At 57.8% G+C, this 17,302-nt stretch carries 12 protein-coding genes, 1 tRNA gene and 2 rRNA genes; 4 read left to right on the top strand and 11 right to left on the bottom strand.

All coding sequences use genetic code 11. From position 1 onward, the window contains the following. Positions 1 to 10: 10 nt before the first annotated feature. The 7 genes from AC1PUL_RS00090 to AC1PUL_RS00060 form a co-directional block, all read right to left on the bottom strand. A complete protein-coding gene (locus tag AC1PUL_RS00090; protein ID WP_480466027.1) occupies positions 11 to 1,093 on the bottom strand; it encodes a calcium/sodium antiporter in 1,083 nt (360 codons plus the stop codon). Between the two features lie 438 nt (positions 1,094 to 1,531). Then, positions 1,532 to 1,852, bottom strand: a complete 321-nt coding sequence (locus AC1PUL_RS00085) for a TerB family tellurite resistance protein (protein ID WP_480468436.1) — start codon at positions 1,850 to 1,852, stop codon at positions 1,532 to 1,534. 906 nt (positions 1,853 to 2,758) lie between these two features. Then, positions 2,759 to 3,505, bottom strand: coding sequence for an ATP-dependent metallopeptidase FtsH/Yme1/Tma family protein (locus AC1PUL_RS00080; protein ID WP_480466026.1), 747 nt, complete (start codon positions 3,503 to 3,505; stop codon positions 2,759 to 2,761). Continuing rightward, a complete protein-coding gene (locus AC1PUL_RS00075) occupies positions 3,502 to 5,406 on the bottom strand; it encodes an ATP-binding protein (RefSeq protein WP_480466025.1) in 1,905 nt (634 codons plus the stop codon). Before AC1PUL_RS00075 ends, AC1PUL_RS00080 begins: the two co-directional genes overlap by 4 nt. After that, positions 5,399 to 5,863 carry a hypothetical protein gene (locus AC1PUL_RS00070; protein WP_480465511.1) on the bottom strand — a complete coding sequence of 155 codons (465 nt, stop codon included), beginning with the start codon at positions 5,861 to 5,863 and terminating at the stop codon, positions 5,399 to 5,401. The genes AC1PUL_RS00075 and AC1PUL_RS00070 overlap by 8 nt, the downstream gene beginning before the upstream one ends. A gap of 121 nt (positions 5,864 to 5,984) precedes the next feature. After that, positions 5,985 to 7,112: a hypothetical protein gene (locus tag AC1PUL_RS00065; RefSeq protein ID WP_480465512.1), complete on the bottom strand. Its 1,128-nt coding sequence runs from the start codon at positions 7,110 to 7,112 to the stop codon at positions 5,985 to 5,987. 333 nt (positions 7,113 to 7,445) lie between these two features. Then, positions 7,446 to 8,501 carry a hypothetical protein gene (locus AC1PUL_RS00060; RefSeq protein ID WP_480465513.1) on the bottom strand — a complete coding sequence of 352 codons (1,056 nt, stop codon included), beginning with the start codon at positions 8,499 to 8,501 and terminating at the stop codon, positions 7,446 to 7,448. A gap of 730 nt (positions 8,502 to 9,231) precedes the next feature. Between AC1PUL_RS00060 and AC1PUL_RS00055 the strand changes: the two genes are divergently transcribed. Next, on the top strand, positions 9,232 to 10,056 hold the full coding sequence (locus tag AC1PUL_RS00055) for a hypothetical protein (protein ID WP_480465514.1): 825 nt from the start codon (positions 9,232 to 9,234) through the stop codon (positions 10,054 to 10,056). Positions 10,057 to 10,391: 335 nt separating this feature from the next. Continuing rightward, the gene (locus AC1PUL_RS00050; protein ID WP_480465515.1) at positions 10,392 to 10,727 is read left to right on the top strand and encodes a hypothetical protein; all 336 of its coding nucleotides are present in this window, start codon (positions 10,392 to 10,394) and stop codon (positions 10,725 to 10,727) included. A gap of 249 nt (positions 10,728 to 10,976) precedes the next feature. On the opposite strand, the gene AC1PUL_RS00045 is transcribed toward AC1PUL_RS00050, so the two are convergent. After that, positions 10,977 to 11,252 carry a hypothetical protein gene (locus tag AC1PUL_RS00045; RefSeq protein WP_480465516.1) on the bottom strand — a complete coding sequence of 92 codons (276 nt, stop codon included), beginning with the start codon at positions 11,250 to 11,252 and terminating at the stop codon, positions 10,977 to 10,979. Positions 11,253 to 11,382: 130 nt separating this feature from the next. On the opposite strand from AC1PUL_RS00045, the gene AC1PUL_RS00040 reads away from it, so the two are divergent. Together AC1PUL_RS00040 and AC1PUL_RS00035 are read left to right on the top strand one after the other, a co-directional pair. After that, positions 11,383 to 11,622, top strand: coding sequence for a hypothetical protein (locus AC1PUL_RS00040; RefSeq protein WP_480465517.1), 240 nt, complete (start codon positions 11,383 to 11,385; stop codon positions 11,620 to 11,622). 166 nt (positions 11,623 to 11,788) lie between these two features. Next, complete coding sequence (locus AC1PUL_RS00035) at positions 11,789 to 13,678, top strand: recombinase family protein (RefSeq protein ID WP_480468434.1); 1,890 nt, start codon at positions 11,789 to 11,791, stop codon at positions 13,676 to 13,678. On the opposite strand, the gene AC1PUL_RS00030 is transcribed toward AC1PUL_RS00035, so the two are convergent. The 3 genes from AC1PUL_RS00030 to AC1PUL_RS00020 form a co-directional block, all read right to left on the bottom strand. After that, a tRNA-Met gene (locus AC1PUL_RS00030) sits at positions 13,635 to 13,711 on the bottom strand. The two genes, AC1PUL_RS00035 and AC1PUL_RS00030, sit on opposite strands and share 44 nt — an antisense overlap. Before the next feature lie 152 nt (positions 13,712 to 13,863). Next, positions 13,864 to 13,978: ribosomal RNA gene (gene rrf / locus AC1PUL_RS00025) — 5S ribosomal RNA — on the bottom strand. A 220-nt stretch (positions 13,979 to 14,198) separates the two neighbouring features. Further along, positions 14,199 to 16,996: ribosomal RNA gene (locus tag AC1PUL_RS00020) — 23S ribosomal RNA — on the bottom strand. Positions 16,997 to 17,302 lie beyond the last annotated feature (306 nt).

Below are 17,302 nucleotides of genomic sequence, written 5' to 3'. Positions count from 1 at the left end.
CCAGAGGCCTTTAGACATTCGCGCCCTTACTCGACCGAAGATAAACCGCTGCTGCAGTCACGACCGTGAGCGGGATGACGAAATAGACCATGGCGGTCGTTACTGTCGTCAGCGCTTCATGCTGTTCGGCGGCAAGAATCAGGTAGGTCACATAGAAGACGTAATAGGCCACGAAGACGGCGCCCTCCCAGCGAGCGATTTCGCGACCCGTCAGGAAGATCGGAATGCAGGCAACTGCCGTCGCCAGCATGACCCAGATGTCAAATGCCATGACCGACGGGGCCACACCAAGTCCGCCAGTTCCCGCCGCCACACCGGACAGACCAAGCGCACCGAGGATGTTGAACGTGTTGCTGCCGATCACGTTGCCGACGGCTATATCCCTTTCGCCCTTGATCGCGGCGGTTATGGAAGTCGCCACCTCGGGCAACGAGGTGCCGGCGGCTACGATGGTCAGTCCGATCACCAGATCGCTCACTCCCAGCGCCTGGGCAAAGGCGACCGACGCGGCAACCAGCAATCGCGCTCCGGCCACAAGACAGGCCAGCCCGGCAATGACCATGCCAACCTGCACCAGCCGCGAGCTTGACCAACCGTTCGCCGTCAGAGACATTTCGTCGTCAGACAGGCCCATATTGCCCGCTTTGATTTCGCGGCGCGACTGCACGACAAGGAACGTCGTGTACGCCACCAGAAGCAAAAGGAAGAGAGCTGCTTCGAATGGTCCGATCCTGCCGTCCCATCCCAGTGCAATGAACAGCGCCGACACGCCAATCATGATCGGCACCTCTTGCCGAATGATCTGCCGGTTGACGACGAGCGGCACGATCAAGGCGCTCACTCCAAGGATCAAAAGCACATTGAAAATGTTCGAGCCGACCACATTCCCAACGGCGATATCCACTTGGCCGCCAAAGGCCGCTGCCACTGATACCGACACTTCCGGCGCCGATGTGCCGTAAGCGACAACGGTCAGACCGATCACCAGTGGTGATACCCCCACCGCCAGAGCCAGCCTTGAGGCGCCACGCACCAGAAGTTCTGCCCCGATGACCAGCAAAGCCAGTCCAACGATAAAGTAGACGAACGTCATTGAACCACCTCTCCTGAGCTTTGTTATGCTAATGAGGCCTTCGTCGACGTGTGTCAAGGTTTCACTGGGTGGGGAACAAGCGGGCCATGGCGAAGAGGATCAGAAACTCGTTTCTACGAAGAATGAGACCCTGCCCAAAGCGAGCACCTATTTTGCAGTCGTGCGGAGCTCGACCGCTGTTGCAAGCGTGATTGGCTGCCTTGGCGATACGGGGGCGGTCGTGGCGTCCATGCGATCTGCGACGTGTCGCGGATCGCCCGATGTTGGAAAGCTAATCGGAAGCTGGGGCTTAACTGGGATACGCTTGACCTCACCCGATCATGACAACCGTGCATGAAGGTGATGTGCCTTCCGCGCTGAAGCCTGTGAACCGTCAGGTCCACGCGACCGCCTTCGACACGCCGTGGATTAGCGACTGCTTGATCCCTTGTCGCTGCGCTAAGTGGGGCGCAGAGTGCAAATATCACGCAGGGCTTGCTCCTCGGCGGGATGCGCAATGCCATCGGCTTCGATCACGACCTCGCAAAGGCCGATCAACGTGTTGAATTGGCGATCGGTCAGGTCTGCATGCCGTATCTGCTCGCGCGCCCTGCGCAGGGCATCCACGGAATCCGTAGCAAAAGCAGTTTCGTGCTCCCTGATTTCCCGGCCAATGTCATCGACCGAAAAGACCTTGAGGACTGGGTGGGTCCTGAAGAGTCCGATAATGCGGCGGTATTCTGCCACGTCAGCAAGACCGTCGGCGTGGGCGACGATCATCCCTGCGGCAATCGAAGCCTCCATGAAGGGCTCGCAGCCTGCAACGTCGGCTTCGGCCAGAACGCTATTGCGATCGAACCGCTCCCGGCGATCCTGGGCCTTGAGGACGGGGTGTCGGACGAAGATATCGGATTCGGAATGTTTGGAATTCGGCAAGACTTGATCCTCTCTCTGTTTTCAAGGGATCACGTCACCACCTGCGTGTGAATGCCGCCCCTTGAAGTGAACCGACATCGTGCAGGTTTCTGCACCAGAGGGGCCCGGCCACTCCCAAAAGGATGGGAAGGACGCGATCGGCTTTCAAGATCCCCCCTTATAGAGTTTTCGGGCCGGGATACTGAACTCTCCCTGGTTGATCTGGGAGGCAAGACGTTCGTGCTGACCGACGCAAGCCCGAGTACGGCTCGCCCAAGTATATTTGCCCTTTGCGACGTACGGGGCGACTTCCGTGAAGCGCGTTTCACCGGACGAAGATCGGTCGTGAGTCTCCATGCAAGTCCGGATACAGGCTTGCCGTAGATTTTCGACATGTCGGAACGATTGGCCTTTGCCTGCGTAGCTTCGCCACGCGAGCAAATAGTATAATAGATTCACCCCTTATCGTACTAAAATGCGCAAAATGCGGACATTATGCACAGCACACATGGGTTTCGGCGTGAGCATCCTCACCCACGATAAGTAACCCTTATCGTATTTGAGAAAATTAACTTGAATCCACATGCACATAAAAATCACTCAACGGAATAATACAAAAAATAGCCAAAACTATACGAGTACCTAAGTTAAAATGCTATCTGCCTAAACCCGTTGAGACACCGACGTACATGCAGCAGCCCACTGTAAAAGTGCAGCACACGACAACCAATGTTGGAGGCGCAAAGCTACCTTTGCGCCTGTCTTTTGCCATCACCAATTATTGAGAAGTTCACTCACCGCCTCTCCGTCGAGCACCTGCTGTTCGAACAGCGCCGCCGTCAACCGATCAAGCATCTCCCGCTTTGCATTGAGCACATCTGTCGCCTTCGCCAACGCCTTCTCCAACCGGGCATGCACCCGAGCGGCAAGATCCGGATGCGCATCGAGCACTGGCGTCGGGTCCCTATCCTCACGATAAAGCAGCGGCTGCACCGCGCCGAAGCCGAGACTGCGTTCCATAGCCAGGGCAAGCCTGGTTGCTCGGGCGAGGTCACTATCCTCGGCGCCTGCCGAGCCGACGGAGACCGAACAGAAGACAATCTGCTCGGCCGCCCTCCCTGCCATTAGCATCGCCATCAGATCCTCCCGATAGCCGAGCGTATCGCTGCCAGACCTTTGGAACGACAACAGATTGTACCCGCCTTCGGGCATGTCGATAGTGATCCCTTCGATCGGACCGAGCTTGAGGACGTAATGGACGATCGCATGGCCCGCTTCGTGCACGGCAAAGCGCCAACGCAGATCATGGGGCAACTGAGGTCGATGCATCCGAATGCCATCCTCAAGGTCCTGATAGCGCATTGAACGCTTCTGCCGGCGAGCGAGCTGGCGGGCCTCGCGTACGATGCGCTCGACATCAGCCCCCGTAAGCCCCATCGCACGGGTCCCCAGACGCTTAAGAGCCGTCTGAACGTCGCTCTCATTTGGCCCGGTATTGCTCATGGCCTGATCCGTCATTGGCTTCCTCCCTTCAGCACTGTTTGTTGGCTCAGGCTGCCGCCGGTATCCGAGGGCAGCTCGGCGATCGCGGGCCGCTCCTTGTTTGTTTCCTGCGCGGCGGCGGCGAGCAACTTGAGGTCCTCGCCGAGATGATGGCGGAAGATTTCGGCCAGCGTCGCAGTATCCGGTTTAGGGATTTCGATGTGGGTTTCCAGGCGCCCGGAACGTTTCAAGGCCTCGTCGATCTGCTCCGGCCTGTTGGTGGCGCCGACGACGATCAGGCCTTCGCCCTTCACCGCACCATCGAGGAGTTCGAGCGCTTTGTTGACGACAGCATTCCAATAATCCGCGTATTCTCGTTCTGCCGGCTGCCGTTTTCCGATGCCATCGATCTCGTCGATGAATAGGATCGCGGGTGCCACGGCGCGCGCCTCGGCAAAGGTCCGGGTCATGCGATTGAGGACCTCGCTTAGATGCGCGCCCTGGAGCCAGGTCGAGACCGAGCTTACGACCAACGGCACCTGCAGACTATTGCAGAGCGCCCGCGCAAATGTCGTCTTGCCGGTCCCCGGCGGTCCTGAGAGAAGCAGCTTGCTGCTCATATCAGACCAAGTGAGGATCGAGGCTCGGTAGTCATCAAGGTCGGCTTTGAGATCGAGCGCCCAGGTCTTCGCCGTGCCGTATCCAGGCAACGTCTCGATCGCGAGGCTCGGCGGGCTGCCGTCTTCGCTCCAAGGCTCCGGCTGGATCACCTCGGCACCAGAAGGCTTGTCGCGTCGCCATCCTCCGCTGCTGCTGTCTTGCCCCGCAGCAGAGGTGTCGTGGTTTGCCTTGCCAGGCTTCTGTCTCGACGTCTTGGAGCCAGTTGAGGAGCCGTCGCCCTCATCCTCGTCACTGTCGCCATCGCGCGCAGCGATGCGATTACGCTCGGTGAGCGACGCAAGAATCGCCACGACTTCGGGGGCACTGCGGCCCGGTCGAAAGGCCAACACCACGTCATCAATGGTGAGGTAATGAACATCATACGCGTTGGTCCACCGATCGAGCGCTGACCTTCCGTTTGAGCCGTAGATGGCTTCGAGCATTAGGACCAGGAATGGGTAGTCGAGCCTCCCGCCGATGAGATTGATGTCGGCCGCGATACTGACCTCGTCCGGAACACCTTTCGCATCTTCACAGATTGCCACGACCGGATAGTCACGCCGCAAGGCGTTCAGCAGCCGACGCTGCAGATTGCCGCCAGCCACGCGGCGCAAGAGGTGACCGAGAAGCAGAACGTAGGTCCTTCCGGGGCCTTCGTCTCCGGCAATGGTCATGTCGTCATAGACATACTCGCCATCGATCCCCTTGAGATCGCCGCCGGGGGCAAAGCCTGGCACTTCGATCAGCCGTCGGATTGCCTGTTCAAACCCGATGATCGGCGCATGGAGTGCGATCACCGGAGCCGGCATCGCCGCCGCGCGTGTCACAGCAGCTAGGGTCACACGGGCTCTCTCGATCGTCCTCGCAAGGACGATCGCCGCGATGATGTTGCTGACGAGCGGAGCTTTGCCTGCCTGACCGATGAGGCTCAGGGCGTAGGCGCGGTTTGCATGATCAGCGTCAGACAGGCGCTCACCCTTGGAACCGGACTTCCGCCGGGACACCGACTGCGGCCCCAAGGGTGCGGGGGTAGCTTCGAACGATCCAGCCGCTGGCTGCAGATAGTCGCCGAAGTGCCGCCGCACCCAGGCGAGATCCTTGTCGCGATCGCCGGTGAGGGACGAGGTGTCGAACACGGGCGTGTAGCGCCGGGTCATGTGACCGTCGATCTCGATGGCTTTCACGTCGAGCAAACCGTTGCGCAGCGCGTTGCGCCTCGCCTCGCGTCGAGCAAGCTGTTCGAGGCGGTGGACAAACAGACGGGCAATCTTACTCATCGCTTTCGCCCTCCTCAGTCTCGGCAATAATTGCCAAACCGGACCCGCCCGGCTCCTGCGCCTGCAATGCACGTTTCCTCAGACTGCCCGGTTCCGGCCGGGGACGCTCGCGAACCTTGCGACGCTGGATTTGCATGGCGGCGTTGCGGCTGCGCTTGGCCAGCCAGTCCATGACCACTTCGCAGGCTGGATCGCCACGCTCGATATGGACTAGCAGGTGGGCCATCACGCGAGGCGGCACGGCGCCAGTCAGTCCGTCTTGGGTTCGAACGTGACCAAGTGCGAGGCCGATCGCGACGGCAGGATCATCAGTAGGCGATTGATCGGTGGAGGCACTCCGGGTGCGGAGCAAGACGTCATGAGGACGGTGGCAGTCGAGTGTCGTCGGTCGGTTAGTCGAGGTGACCGCTTCGCAACGCATGCGAGGCAGCCCCTCCGAATGGATGTCGGAAGACATGGAATCTCCTTCGCCGGACCGCATCGGGGTCCAGCGCCAACAGGGAATGGGAATGGTGAGGAAAGCCACGGGCGCAAAGCCGTCGCGGCCTAAGCCAACTTAGATCATCGAACTGATCGGGTCAGTGCGCCCTAGGGCGTCGGGCATAGCCGACGCGGAAGAAGACGGGACGCGGCTCCTCGTGGTCTATAGTGTCGACCCGCTCGAAGCGCTCATCGTCCCATGGGTCGCGAAGCAGATCCTCGTCGAACGCCTGGTCCGCCATCTCTTCCTCGAACGTTCGGCTCGGTCCGTTGAGATTGATCCGTGGTGGCTTCGGCGCCGTCAACGGCGCCACGGCATCGCCCGCGGTCGTGACGAACCGCTCATCAACCCCAATTGCCTTCCGCGCTTCGACCTCGAGAAGCTGCTGGACCCGGGCACCGAAGCGGCGGCGCAGTTCGGCCATACAGTCGGCTGCACCGTCGATCTCGAGCAAGTCGTCGATTTCGGAGAGTGCCCAGATGCCGATAGCGTGATCACTCGGACGGCTGGCTCCATCGACAATTGCGACTTCGACCGCATCGACCATCAGGCGCTTCTGGTTTTTGTAAAGCCAGTCGGGCAGGACCATCGCCGTGGCCATCATCTTGGCCTTCAGCTCCTCGAGCCGGCTCGTGTCGCCATAGGAAGCGAGCGATCGCTTGAGGTCGAGGATGTATGCCGTGTGTCGCGCGCGGTTAACGACGATCAAGTCGGGCGTGTAACTGCCCTTCGCCGGTGACTCGCAATCGAGCTTGATGCCGTCGAGGCTCGACCAGTCATTGCCCGCAACCGCTTCCAGCGCGGCTTTGACCAATGGCAGTTTGAGCGACTGCGTGAGCACCAGCACATTCGGGTTGGCTCGAGCCACCCGTTCAACCGCATACTCAAGAAGCTTCCCTTCGCGGAATGACACCGCACGGACGAGCGACGCGATGTGAACATAGTGGCCCAAGATCTCGTCTTCTGCCGGTTCGCCATCCATGATCGCGTTGATGGCGCGATCGATGAGCATATCAAGATCGGCCTCAACGTCGGTAAAGCGGACGAGGTGGGGGTGCCGGCGCAGCACGGCTGGCTCGCGGCTCGGGGCTGTAACTGCGTTGCGACCGAAGCCAAACTGGCGCGGGCGGGAGCCTGAACGGCCGAGGCTGGCATCAGGGTTGATCAGATTGGTGGTCGAACGGAGAACTTCCCCCTGAGGGGATTGAGAAGTAAACGTGGTCATAGCCCGATTCCTTTTAGCGAAGGCTTGAGGGTCAGGCCCTTGTCGATGTTAGCGCATCGGCTTGGGCCGCTTGTTCCGGTGATCGGAACGCCCTTAACCTGGCAGGACCCGAGATCGGGCTCAAGGACCCCGAACTTAAAAATGAGAACGAAGCCGGTACAAGGTTAACGGCGGGCTCACGACCTCCCGCGAGACGCCCCTGCCCGTCCCCGAGTGTGGGTGGCGCAGTTCGCTTTCAGCCGGTCAGGCACCCAAACAAAAAAAGGCCGACAAGCGGCCCCAGGTAAGGTTTGGGGGAAGGCAATGTTGCCGCCTTCCCGATCTCGATGCCGGTCACATCGACAGCACTGGCGAGACCATCTCGTCGAGGTTTTCGTCTTCGACGTCAGCTTCGTCCTCAAAGCCGACCTCGACCTCGACCATCTCGGACGTGTCGAGCGGCGGAACCGCCTCTAGCCTGTGACGGCCTTCGACATCGTCATTGCCGTCGACAGCGTCCGTAACGTCGGGGCCGGTCAGCTTTGCTTTTCGATCCTTCGAGATCACCCAGGACAGGACCGGCACGGCTTCGGTCTCGAGCCATTTGCGCAAATCGACCATTTTCGGCCAGCGCTCCTTGTCGGAAAGTCGCGTCAGCACAGCCTCGGCCCGCGCCCACTGGCTGCCATACGGGAACATCACAAGGCTTCTATTTCCGGTCCCGATTTCGGCCGACGATACGAACTGCGTCAGATTGCGAAGCTCGTTTCGAGCGGTACCTGCCGACAGCATGAGTGCATCCTGCAGCTTCTCTTTATAGAGCCGCTTGCCCTTCAAAGCCGCATCCATGACCCCAACGATCGCCTGAAGCCGGGCCAGGAAGATTTTCTGCCCTTCACGGGATTTGAGAGCAATCAGCGCCTGAAGCCCGCTGACACCGCCGATGTCATATGGATTGACGCGCGGCTTCTCCTGACCTTCAGACAGGATGGCCTTGGCATCAGAGACCCGGACCTGACCGTGCTCCTCGGCATGCTTCAGAACCTCGCGGATTTTGTCCGGCTCCGCATGAGCGATCGTAAACAGGACGGTCGAGCTGACATTGAGATCGATCATCTCGTCGCGGAACGGCTCGAGGTTCCGCGAGACGGCCATGAAGCCGGTCGCCGTGCGCGGGGCAATCCCGCAACGGCTGTGCGCCCATTTTCCGAACGTCGGGCCCTCCAGCACATCAGCGGCTTCATTGAGAATGTCGCCGATCAGGAAGGTCTGCTCCGTCGAGCGGCGTCCGAGCTCGAAGATGCGCTCGGCTTTGTTCTCGAGAAGGCCCTGAAGCGCTGGATCGATCTTCAGCTTTTCATATGTGAGGGATGGGGTGGTGGGGGCCTTGGGTTTGGTCTTGGTGGTCATCTGACACTCCATTTACGCGTTACTATCATCCGACACAAGAAGGCATCGGATGAAGCTATTATTTCCAACATCATCAAACGATGCAAATCGTACCCAAAATCAAACCAAGCAAAACCCATGTAACCATACCCAAATTTGCACCCAAAGACCCAATTACTACTATCGAATAAATCTGACATTAACCATACTAATCGATAGTTCAGACAACCTTGATTCCATTTTTGGCGTCATTACATATCTCACAAAACAGAGGCAGGTACATTTTCGTAGGTAGGCCTGCGTCCCGCTCGCTCGACGGCCGCCTCCTGTGGGTACGCAGAACGCATTTTTTCCCCACAGAGGCTGCTTGAAGTATTTTCTCGATCATCCAAGGTAAAGCCGCTAAGGGCTGTGGCGACGGCTGGGATGGCTCGTTTCGAGCCTCATAAGGCATCACGCGTTTTCTCAAAGCGCCCGTGCATCGAGACAAATTGCGCTTATCTGATTCCGAACTCTGGACATTCGATTCAGAACATTGGAACGGCGTTTCGGCAAACGCCGTTTGCGCTGAGCCCGGCACTACGCCGCGCCTCGCCTCCCCGACCCGTTCAGCCAGACGTGTTGAAGTGATCGAACTGTGGACACCAACAGCATTGGCCTCCGGTCGCTCCCATCATTCATCAGCGCTTAAACTCTCGCCGATACCCGTGATGATTGACGCATTCGTTCCGCTTGGGGATCAGGAGTTCCGATGAGTAAAAAAAGCCGTGTTGCCGCCGACCGGGCCGAGGCCCTGGAGTCCGCGCTCAGAACCATCGCGGCGATCGACCAAACCGCTCCAATGGCGCTCCTCGACATCGGGATTGCGCTTTCGGAAGTTTTTGACGAGAAGCCATCATCGAAGGTGGTGTCGTCAATCGTAGAACGAACCGGTATCAAACGCTCCGTTATAGAGCGGGCTTTGTACGCCGAGTTCGTGCTTACTCCTCATCGCCCGAACCTGGAACGCTTGGGCGTGTCCGCGGAAGTGGTCGCCGCTCTGGCTGAAGGGGAGGAGCAGGACGTTGACCGCGGCGCGCAGGCACTTCAAACCTATGACGGGATCTCTCTGGCCGACCTGCAGATCCTGATGAACTGGAGCGTCGAACTACGCGCCTATCAACCGCCACACCATGCAATCCTCCGGTTCGATATGGCGAGCATGGAGGAGCTGGCAGTCATGAAGACACGCAGCGGGTTTCGTATCTTCCGGGAGATGCTCAGCCGCATTATTCATTTGATCGACCGTCTCGAAGAGGTCGGCTTTAACCACGACGAATCCGGGGCCATCCGGAGCCAATTGCATATCGGCCGAGAGCACCTGGAGACGATGATCGGCAACCTGATCCTGCTGCCGCATCCGCTCGCCTCAAGCCCCAGCCACATGTTCCCGGCCTGGCCGCCCCAAGCGTCTCCGTGGAACCGACTTCTTGATAGTCTAGGGGAGCTCTATGACGTTCGTGAGAGTTCCATGCCTGACGTTGTCAAAGTGCGCGCGATGATGCAGCAGCTTCTGGGGTCGCCGCAGCAGCCTTGATCCTGCCGGTAGAACCAGAGCGCACAAGTCGTCTTGATCTGCAGACAAGGTATCCTGCCGGTATCTCACATCGAGATAAATTGCGCATCAGCGATTCCGAACTCTGGAGATCCGATTCAGAACAGTGGAACGGCGTTTCCTCAAACGCCGTTTGTACGGTTCAAGGTATCTCGACCTATCGCACATTGCCCGCAACCTGCCTCAAATTGCGCATTCCTGATTCAGGGTTGAGGATTTTCGATTCATAAACCGGGATTTTCGATTCAACCGCGAGCGAGGTTGCTGCGCTCATGCCGGTCTGGCATGCGGGCCACCTGTCGAAGTGAGAGGACTGCATGGCACGCAAATCGGAGGAGATCCGCAATCGCGAACAGCGCGAGCGTCAGCAACGACTGCGCGATGCTGACCGCAAGGCAAGGCGGCCCAACCGCGACGATGTCGCCCGCACAGCTCTCTTCATGATCATATCGGCAATGGCGGCACGCCGGGCAGAGGCCGAGCTCGACGAGTTGCAGGATCGTGTGGTCGCTCTTCTGGTTCGTCAGGGCTTCGATGAGCGAGCATCGGATGCTGTATTCGATGAGCTAGCTGACAAGTACCGCACGGGCGAGTGGCCGTTTCGTCGGAAGCTTCACCTGGGCGACGCAGACGGTGACGAGCCTGAGGATTGATCAGGTTTCTCGCCTGCCTCCAGTCGGTGCCCGCTGGACGCGCTTTCGCGCATCGCCTGTCACAAACCGCGTTTGCAAGATCTGACACATTCCCCCCGTTACTTTACAAAACGGCGTTTGATTCTGAATCGGATTTCCAGAGAGGGGAGCGCGCACGCCGAAGCAGGATCTCGAATGTTAAAATTTGAAAGAATCGATCTGGGTTTCGTTCAACATGATCGAGTTACGTCGGACAAAAGGTTAATGCCATCATTGACCGACATCGCTGCGCTGGCGATAAACGCGCCAGCTACGGTAAGCGCCGTAGCCGGAATGCGCCTCAATGGAACCCACTTGCAAGGGTGAAGTTGAGTAAATGAGATAGATGATCGACACCGTCTGGGACAGACCCTGCAAGAAGAACTCCCGGCGCCACTCCTCAACCCGTAGTGAGGTAGCGGTGAACCTTTGGAAAGTATGTGCGCCGCCGCGGTATCGGGCAACGACCGGCAGCAATCTAAATTGAGAGATCGAAGCAGCCTGCATCACCTGACTCCGTGTGGTGAGCTTTCTAGCAGGTACGACAAGGTCGGATCGAGGGGCGAGCGGACGCCTGAGGGATCCTAAGTGGCAAGCGCATTCCTTCAAATCCACTCAGGACCCGAAGGACAGTTCCGTGCATACACCGTTTCAGAAGATCCATTCCCTCTGGACGCATCAGACCCGCAATCCCTGCTATGTTGCAAGGGATATCTACGAACGGGTCCTCTCAGGGCAATCCGTCGTCGTGTCGATTTCCGGCGTGACGGCCAACGAGGGCACCTATGCCATCCGCAAGGTGCGCTACGGCATCCTCACCAGCAAGGCTTCTTCCCCGCTGAAGGCCGGAAGCGCCGTTCGAGCAACAGGCGCATAGCGTTCCCAGACACGCAGAAGCGCGGCAATAATTGCCACGATCCTGACCGTTGCTGATCCCCTGACTACAACAGCCAAACCGGACGTTTCGTCCGATACGCGCCCTTTTCAGGTCATGACGACCTGGTTCCGGCCGGGGCTCTCATGCCGTCCCGACCAGGCTAAGCATGTCTCTCATATGCCATACATTCATCAGTGAGTACCCAATGACCAAGAAGGTTTTGTTCTACGCCCGCTACTCGACCGACCGCCAGAATGAGGTTTCGATCGAGACCCAGACGGAACTCGGCAAGAAGTTCGTTGCCGATCGGGACTGGAAGCTGGTCGCGACCTACTCCGACTCTGCAATCAGCGGAACCTCGTTCACCTCTCGCCCTGGCATCCAGCAGCTCTTGGCGCACGTGAAGCGGGAACAGATCGACGTGGTGCTCTGCGTCAACGTCGACCGTCTGTCGCGCGATGTCGAGCACACCTCGAAGATCCTGAAGGATCTCAATTTCCACGACTGCGCCATCTGGACCGTCGAAGCCGGCCGGGCGGTCACCGATATGGAACTGCACATGCGCTCCACGATGAGCCATGAACTCGTCGAGCAGGGCCGGACACGCACCCGCGAGGGCATGAAGACGGCCGTTCGCAAGGGAAAGGCAACCACATGCCTCTCTTACGGCTACAAGCTTTCCCAGCAGCGCAATGCCAATGGCGATCGCATCAAGGGTCTGAGGGAGATCGACCCGGTCAAGGCCGAGATCGTGCGCGGGATCTTCAAGGACTATGTCAACGGCGTCTCACCGGCCGCCATTGCACAAAAACTGAACGACCTGGGCATCCCGGGTGCACGCACCAAATACTGGCGCGACACCACCATCCGGGGCAGCGTCACTGACGGGACCGGCATCCTGAACAACGCCCTCTACGTTGGGAAAGTCGTCTGGAACAAACAGAAGTTCCGCAAGGACCCGACGACAGAACGGCGAACCTCGCGTGCAAACGACAGGGAAGATTGGATGTTTGTGGACCGGCCTGATCTGCGCATCATTTCGGATGAGCTGTGGGAACGGGCAAAGCAACGTCAGGCCGAAAGCCGCGAAGAGTTTGACCGGCATTCGACGAACCGTCTCAACGCGACGCACCGTCCGGAGTATCTCCTCAGCCGGATGCTGCAATGCGCCGAATGCGGCGGGCCCTACGCGATCAGCGGAAAGGATCGCTATAGCTGCACCAACCGCAAGAAGCGCCTGCCGATCGATGAGCTTGACGGGGAATGCTGCACCAACAGCAAAACGATCACCCGCCATGAACTCGAAGAGCGCGTCCTCAACTGCTTGCCCGTCGCGTTTTACTCGGTCGACATCTTCGACCGGATTTCGAAGAAGATGATCGCCCACGAAGTGGCCAAACTGAAGAACGGCCCCTCCCGCAAGGCGCAAGTGGAGGCTGAACTCGCGAAGATCAAAGCGGCACAGACGAGCCTGATGCAGCAGATCCAGGACCGGCATGCGGAAGGCCGGCCGCGGCTTGCCGTCCTCGACGACCAGCTCGACGAACTCGAGGTCAAGCGCGAACATTTCGCCCGAGAACTTGCGACAGTCGAGGAGCCGGCAGAGGATTTTCAGGAGAAGATCGAGAAGCTGAAGGCGCAGTTTAACCCGGCAAACATCGGGATTGGGATCCGCAAGCTCATCTTCCTCGCACGCAACAACGCCGACGAAGCGATCAAACAGCGGCTGATGCCGATCGTGCGTGACCTCATCCAGACTGTCGTGATCGGCAAGACGCCTGGCCACCAGCCGGCAAGCCTGCAGGTGCACGGCGACATCGCCCACATCATGGCATCCATGGACGCGATCGATGTCCTGCAGCAGCAGTTCTTCGCAGCCGCTCAGAATGATCTGATGACGCGCCTGGCATCCGGTGAGATCGATACGGAGGTCAAAAAGAACAAGCTCATCGAGGCTTACATCGATGAACTCTCACGCAAATTGCCGGAATGGGAGAATTTGCAAGTCTCAGTGGTTGCGGGGGCAGGATTTGAACCTGCGGCCTTCAGGTTATGAGCCTGACGAGCTACCGGGCTGCTCCACCCCGCGCCAAGAGCGTCGCATATGTTTTGAGACGCTTGAGAGACTGTCTAAGTTTGGATGGCGGCTTTGTGAGCGGCCTTTTTGTTTCGGCTTTTGCCGATGTTGTTTTGAGAAGATTTGATATCAGCGTTTTTAGCTGAACACATTGCCTTTAGCAGACCTGGCAGCGACCTACTCTCCCGCGTCTTGAGACGAAGTACCATTGGCGCTGGGGCGTTTCACGGCCGTGTTCGGAATGGGAACGGGTGCAGCCACCCCGCCATGACCACCAGGTCGGCTAAGGGCAATGTTTTGAGAAGCTGGCACAGGCATTTGCCTGTTTTCTTTATTGAACACGTTTTTTCTCTGCCTTCGTCTGCATGGAACTTCCCATACAGGCCGATAGGCCGTCGCCAGCAGTCTGGCGGCCCGTCCGGAGCGCGTTTAGCGCGTCAGGACAAAAGAGAAGCATCATCGACGCTGCGAGCAGCGCTGATGAGCACAAGCAATGAGAACGATCAAGCCAATCGAGCTATTAGTAACGGTAAGCTTCATGCATTACTGCACTTCCACACCCGTCCTATCAACGTGGTCGTCTTCCACGGCTCTGATAGGGAATACTCGTTTTCAGGTGGGTTTCCCGCTTAGATGCCTTCAGCGGTTATCCCTTCCATATATAGCTACCCTGCTATGCCCTTGGCAGGACAACAGGTCCACCAGAGATATGTCCATCCCGGTCCTCTCGTACTAGGGACAGATCCTGTCAATATTCCTACACCCACGGCAGATAGGGACCGAACTGTCTCACGACGTTCTGAACCCAGCTCACGTACCGCTTTAATTGGCGAACAGCCAAACCCTTGGGACCTGCTCCAGCCCCAGGATGCGATGAGCCGACATCGAGGTGCCAAACAACCCCGTCGATATGGACTCTTGGGGGTCATCAGCCTGTTATCCCCGGCGTACCTTTTATCCGTTGAGCGATGGCCCTTCCACACGGGACCACCGGATCACTATGACCGACTTTCGTCTCTGCTCGACTTGTCAGTCTCGCAGTCAGGCGGGCTTATGCCATTGCACTCGACGACCGATTTCCGACCGGTCTGAGCCCACCATCGCGCGCCTCCGTTACTCTTTCGGAGGCGACCGCCCCAGTCAAACTACCCACCATACACTGTCCCGGATCCGGATGACGGACCGCGGTTAGACATCCATGACGATAAGGGTGGTATTTCAAGGATGGCTCCACAGAAACTGGCGTCCCTGCTTCAAAGCCTACCACCTATCCTACACATGCCGACACGAATGCCAGTGTAAAGCTATAGTAAAGGTGCACGGGGTCTTTCCGTCTGACCGCAGGAACCCCGCATCTTCACGGGGAATTCAATTTCACTGAGTCTATGTTGGAGACAGCGGGGAAGTCGTTACGCCATTCGTGCAGGTCGGAACTTACCCGACAAGGAATTTCGCTACCTTAGGACCGTTATAGTTACGGCCGCCGTTTACTGGGGCTTCGATTCAAAGCTTGCACCTCTCCTCTTAACCTTCCAGCACCGGGCAGGCGTCAGACCCTATACGTCGTCTTGCGACTTCGCAGAGCCCTGTGTTTTTGATAAACAGTCGCTACCCCCTGGTCTGTGCCACCCCATCACACTTGCGTGCAAAGGGGTCACGCTTCTTCCGAAGTTACGCGTGCAATTTGCCGAGTTCCTTCAACATAGTTCTCTCAAGCGCCTTGGTATACTCTACCTGACCACCTGTGTCGGTTTCGGGTACGGTCTGTACGGTGGAGCTATTTCCTGGAACCACTTCCTCGCCCATTCAATCCAATAAGAATGAACAAGTTACGTGATCCGTCACTACCACCAGGCCCACGAATATTAACGTGGTTCCCATCGACTACGCGTGTCCGCCTCGTCTTAGGGGCCGGCTAACCCTGCTCAGATTAACTTTAAGCAGGAACCCTTGGTCTTTCGGCGAGGGGGTCTCTCACCCCCTTTATCGTTACTCATGTCAACATTCGCACTTCCGATACCTCCAGGAGCCCTCACGGGTCTCCCTTCACAGGCTTACGGAACGCTCCGCTACCACGTATCTTGCGATACATCCTCAGCTTCGGTGCATGGCTTTAGCCCCGTTACATTTTCGGCGCAAAGACCCTTATTTAGACCAGTGAGCTGTTACGCTTTCTTTAAATGATGGCTGCTTCTAAGCCAACATCCTGGTTGTTTTGGGATCCTCACATCCTTTCCCACTTAGCCATGACTTGGGGACCTTAGCTGGAGGTCAGGGTTGTTGCCCTCTTCACGACGGACGTTAGCACCCGCCGTGTGTCTGCCGACTAGTACTCCCAGGTATTCGGAGTTTGGTTAGGATCAGTAAGACGGTGAGTCCCCATAGCCCATCCAGTGCTCTACCCCCTGGGGTATTCGGTCGACGCTCTACCTAAATAGATTTCGCGGAGAACCAGCTATCTCCGAGTTTGATTGGCCTTTCACCCCTAGCCACAAGTCATCCCAATCTATTGCAACAGATGCGGGTTCGGCCCTCCAGTTGGTGTTACCCAACCTTCAGCCTGCTCATGGCTAGATCACTCGGTTTCGGGTCTAATGCAACTAACTGAACGCCCTGTTCAGACTCGCTTTCGCTGCGCCTACACCTACCGGCTTAAGCTTGCTAGTTACACTAAGTCGTTGACCCATTATACAAAAGGTACGCCGTCAGCCTTGCGGCCTCCGACTGCTTGTAGGCATCCGGTTTCAGGTTCTATTTCACTCCCCTTGTCGGGGTGCTTTTCACCTTTCCCTCACGGTACTTGTTCGCTATCGGTCATGCACGAGTACTTAGGCTTGGAGAGTGGTCTCCCCATGTTCAGACAGGATTTCACGTGTCCCGCCTTACTCAAGGACAATGAGTGTTCTACGCTTACGGGGCTATCACCCACTATAGCCAGGCTTTCCAACCTGTTCAGCTTTATTCCTCATTGCCACTGGCCTGGTCCGCGTTCGCTCGCCACTACTTGCGGAGTCTCGGTTGATGTCCTTTCCTGCAGGTACTTAGATGTTTCAGTTCCCTGCGTTCGCTTCTAACCCCTATGTATTCGAAGGTTAGATACCTTATCACAATGCTTGGAAACCCAAGCCGATCTCGCGATCAGTTTGGATTCTCCAAGCATTTAAGGTGGGTTGCCCCATTCGGAGATCCATGGATCAAAGCTCATTCGCAGCTCCCCACGGCTTTTCGCAGCGTATCACGTCCTTCTTCGCCTGTGCATGCCAAGGCATCCACCAAATGCCCTTACGACACTTAATCGTTCTCATTGCCAATGCTCATCGTCTAGCTGCCCGTTCAAAGAACGAACAACAGACCGGGCTACCTTTAACAACCCAGCCTACTCAACAATGCCATCGACGTGTTCGATCCGGTCACTTTATTGGAGCTACGCCGAGCAGCTCACTTGTGCCAGATCTTTAAGACCAGCTTCTCGAGATTAAATCCGGGATCGCGCGGTCAGGCAACGATCATCAGCAATCCGTCAGAGGCACATAAGCGCCAACAACGAACGACCAGAGCGACAGGCTTCCTACCTACCTCCGACCCTTCCCCAAGATCCGGCCG

The organism is Rhizobium sp. P43, assembly GCF_056730705.1.
Note: the sequence above shows the minus strand (reverse complement) of the source record. Positions and strands in the feature narration are given on the sequence as shown.

Coding starts and splice junctions, on each gene's coding strand:
- AC1PUL_RS00090 (WP_480466027.1), bottom strand. CDS start 1,093: ATGACGTTCGTCTACTTTATCGTTGGACTGGCTTTGCTGGTCATCGGG.
- AC1PUL_RS00085 (WP_480468436.1), bottom strand. CDS start 1,852: ATGATCGTCGCCCACGCCGACGGTCTTGCTGACGTGGCAGAATACCGC.
- AC1PUL_RS00080 (WP_480466026.1), bottom strand. CDS start 3,505: ATGACGGATCAGGCCATGAGCAATACCGGGCCAAATGAGAGCGACGTT.
- AC1PUL_RS00075 (WP_480466025.1), bottom strand. CDS start 5,406: ATGAGTAAGATTGCCCGTCTGTTTGTCCACCGCCTCGAACAGCTTGCT.
- AC1PUL_RS00070 (WP_480465511.1), bottom strand. CDS start 5,863: ATGTCTTCCGACATCCATTCGGAGGGGCTGCCTCGCATGCGTTGCGAA.
- AC1PUL_RS00065 (WP_480465512.1), bottom strand. CDS start 7,112: ATGACCACGTTTACTTCTCAATCCCCTCAGGGGGAAGTTCTCCGTTCG.
- AC1PUL_RS00060 (WP_480465513.1), bottom strand. CDS start 8,501: ATGACCACCAAGACCAAACCCAAGGCCCCCACCACCCCATCCCTCACA.
- AC1PUL_RS00055 (WP_480465514.1), top strand. CDS start 9,232: ATGAGTAAAAAAAGCCGTGTTGCCGCCGACCGGGCCGAGGCCCTGGAG.
- AC1PUL_RS00050 (WP_480465515.1), top strand. CDS start 10,392: ATGGCACGCAAATCGGAGGAGATCCGCAATCGCGAACAGCGCGAGCGT.
- AC1PUL_RS00045 (WP_480465516.1), bottom strand. CDS start 11,252: ATGCAGGCTGCTTCGATCTCTCAATTTAGATTGCTGCCGGTCGTTGCC.
- AC1PUL_RS00035 (WP_480468434.1), top strand. CDS start 11,789: ATGTCTCTCATATGCCATACATTCATCAGTGAGTACCCAATGACCAAG.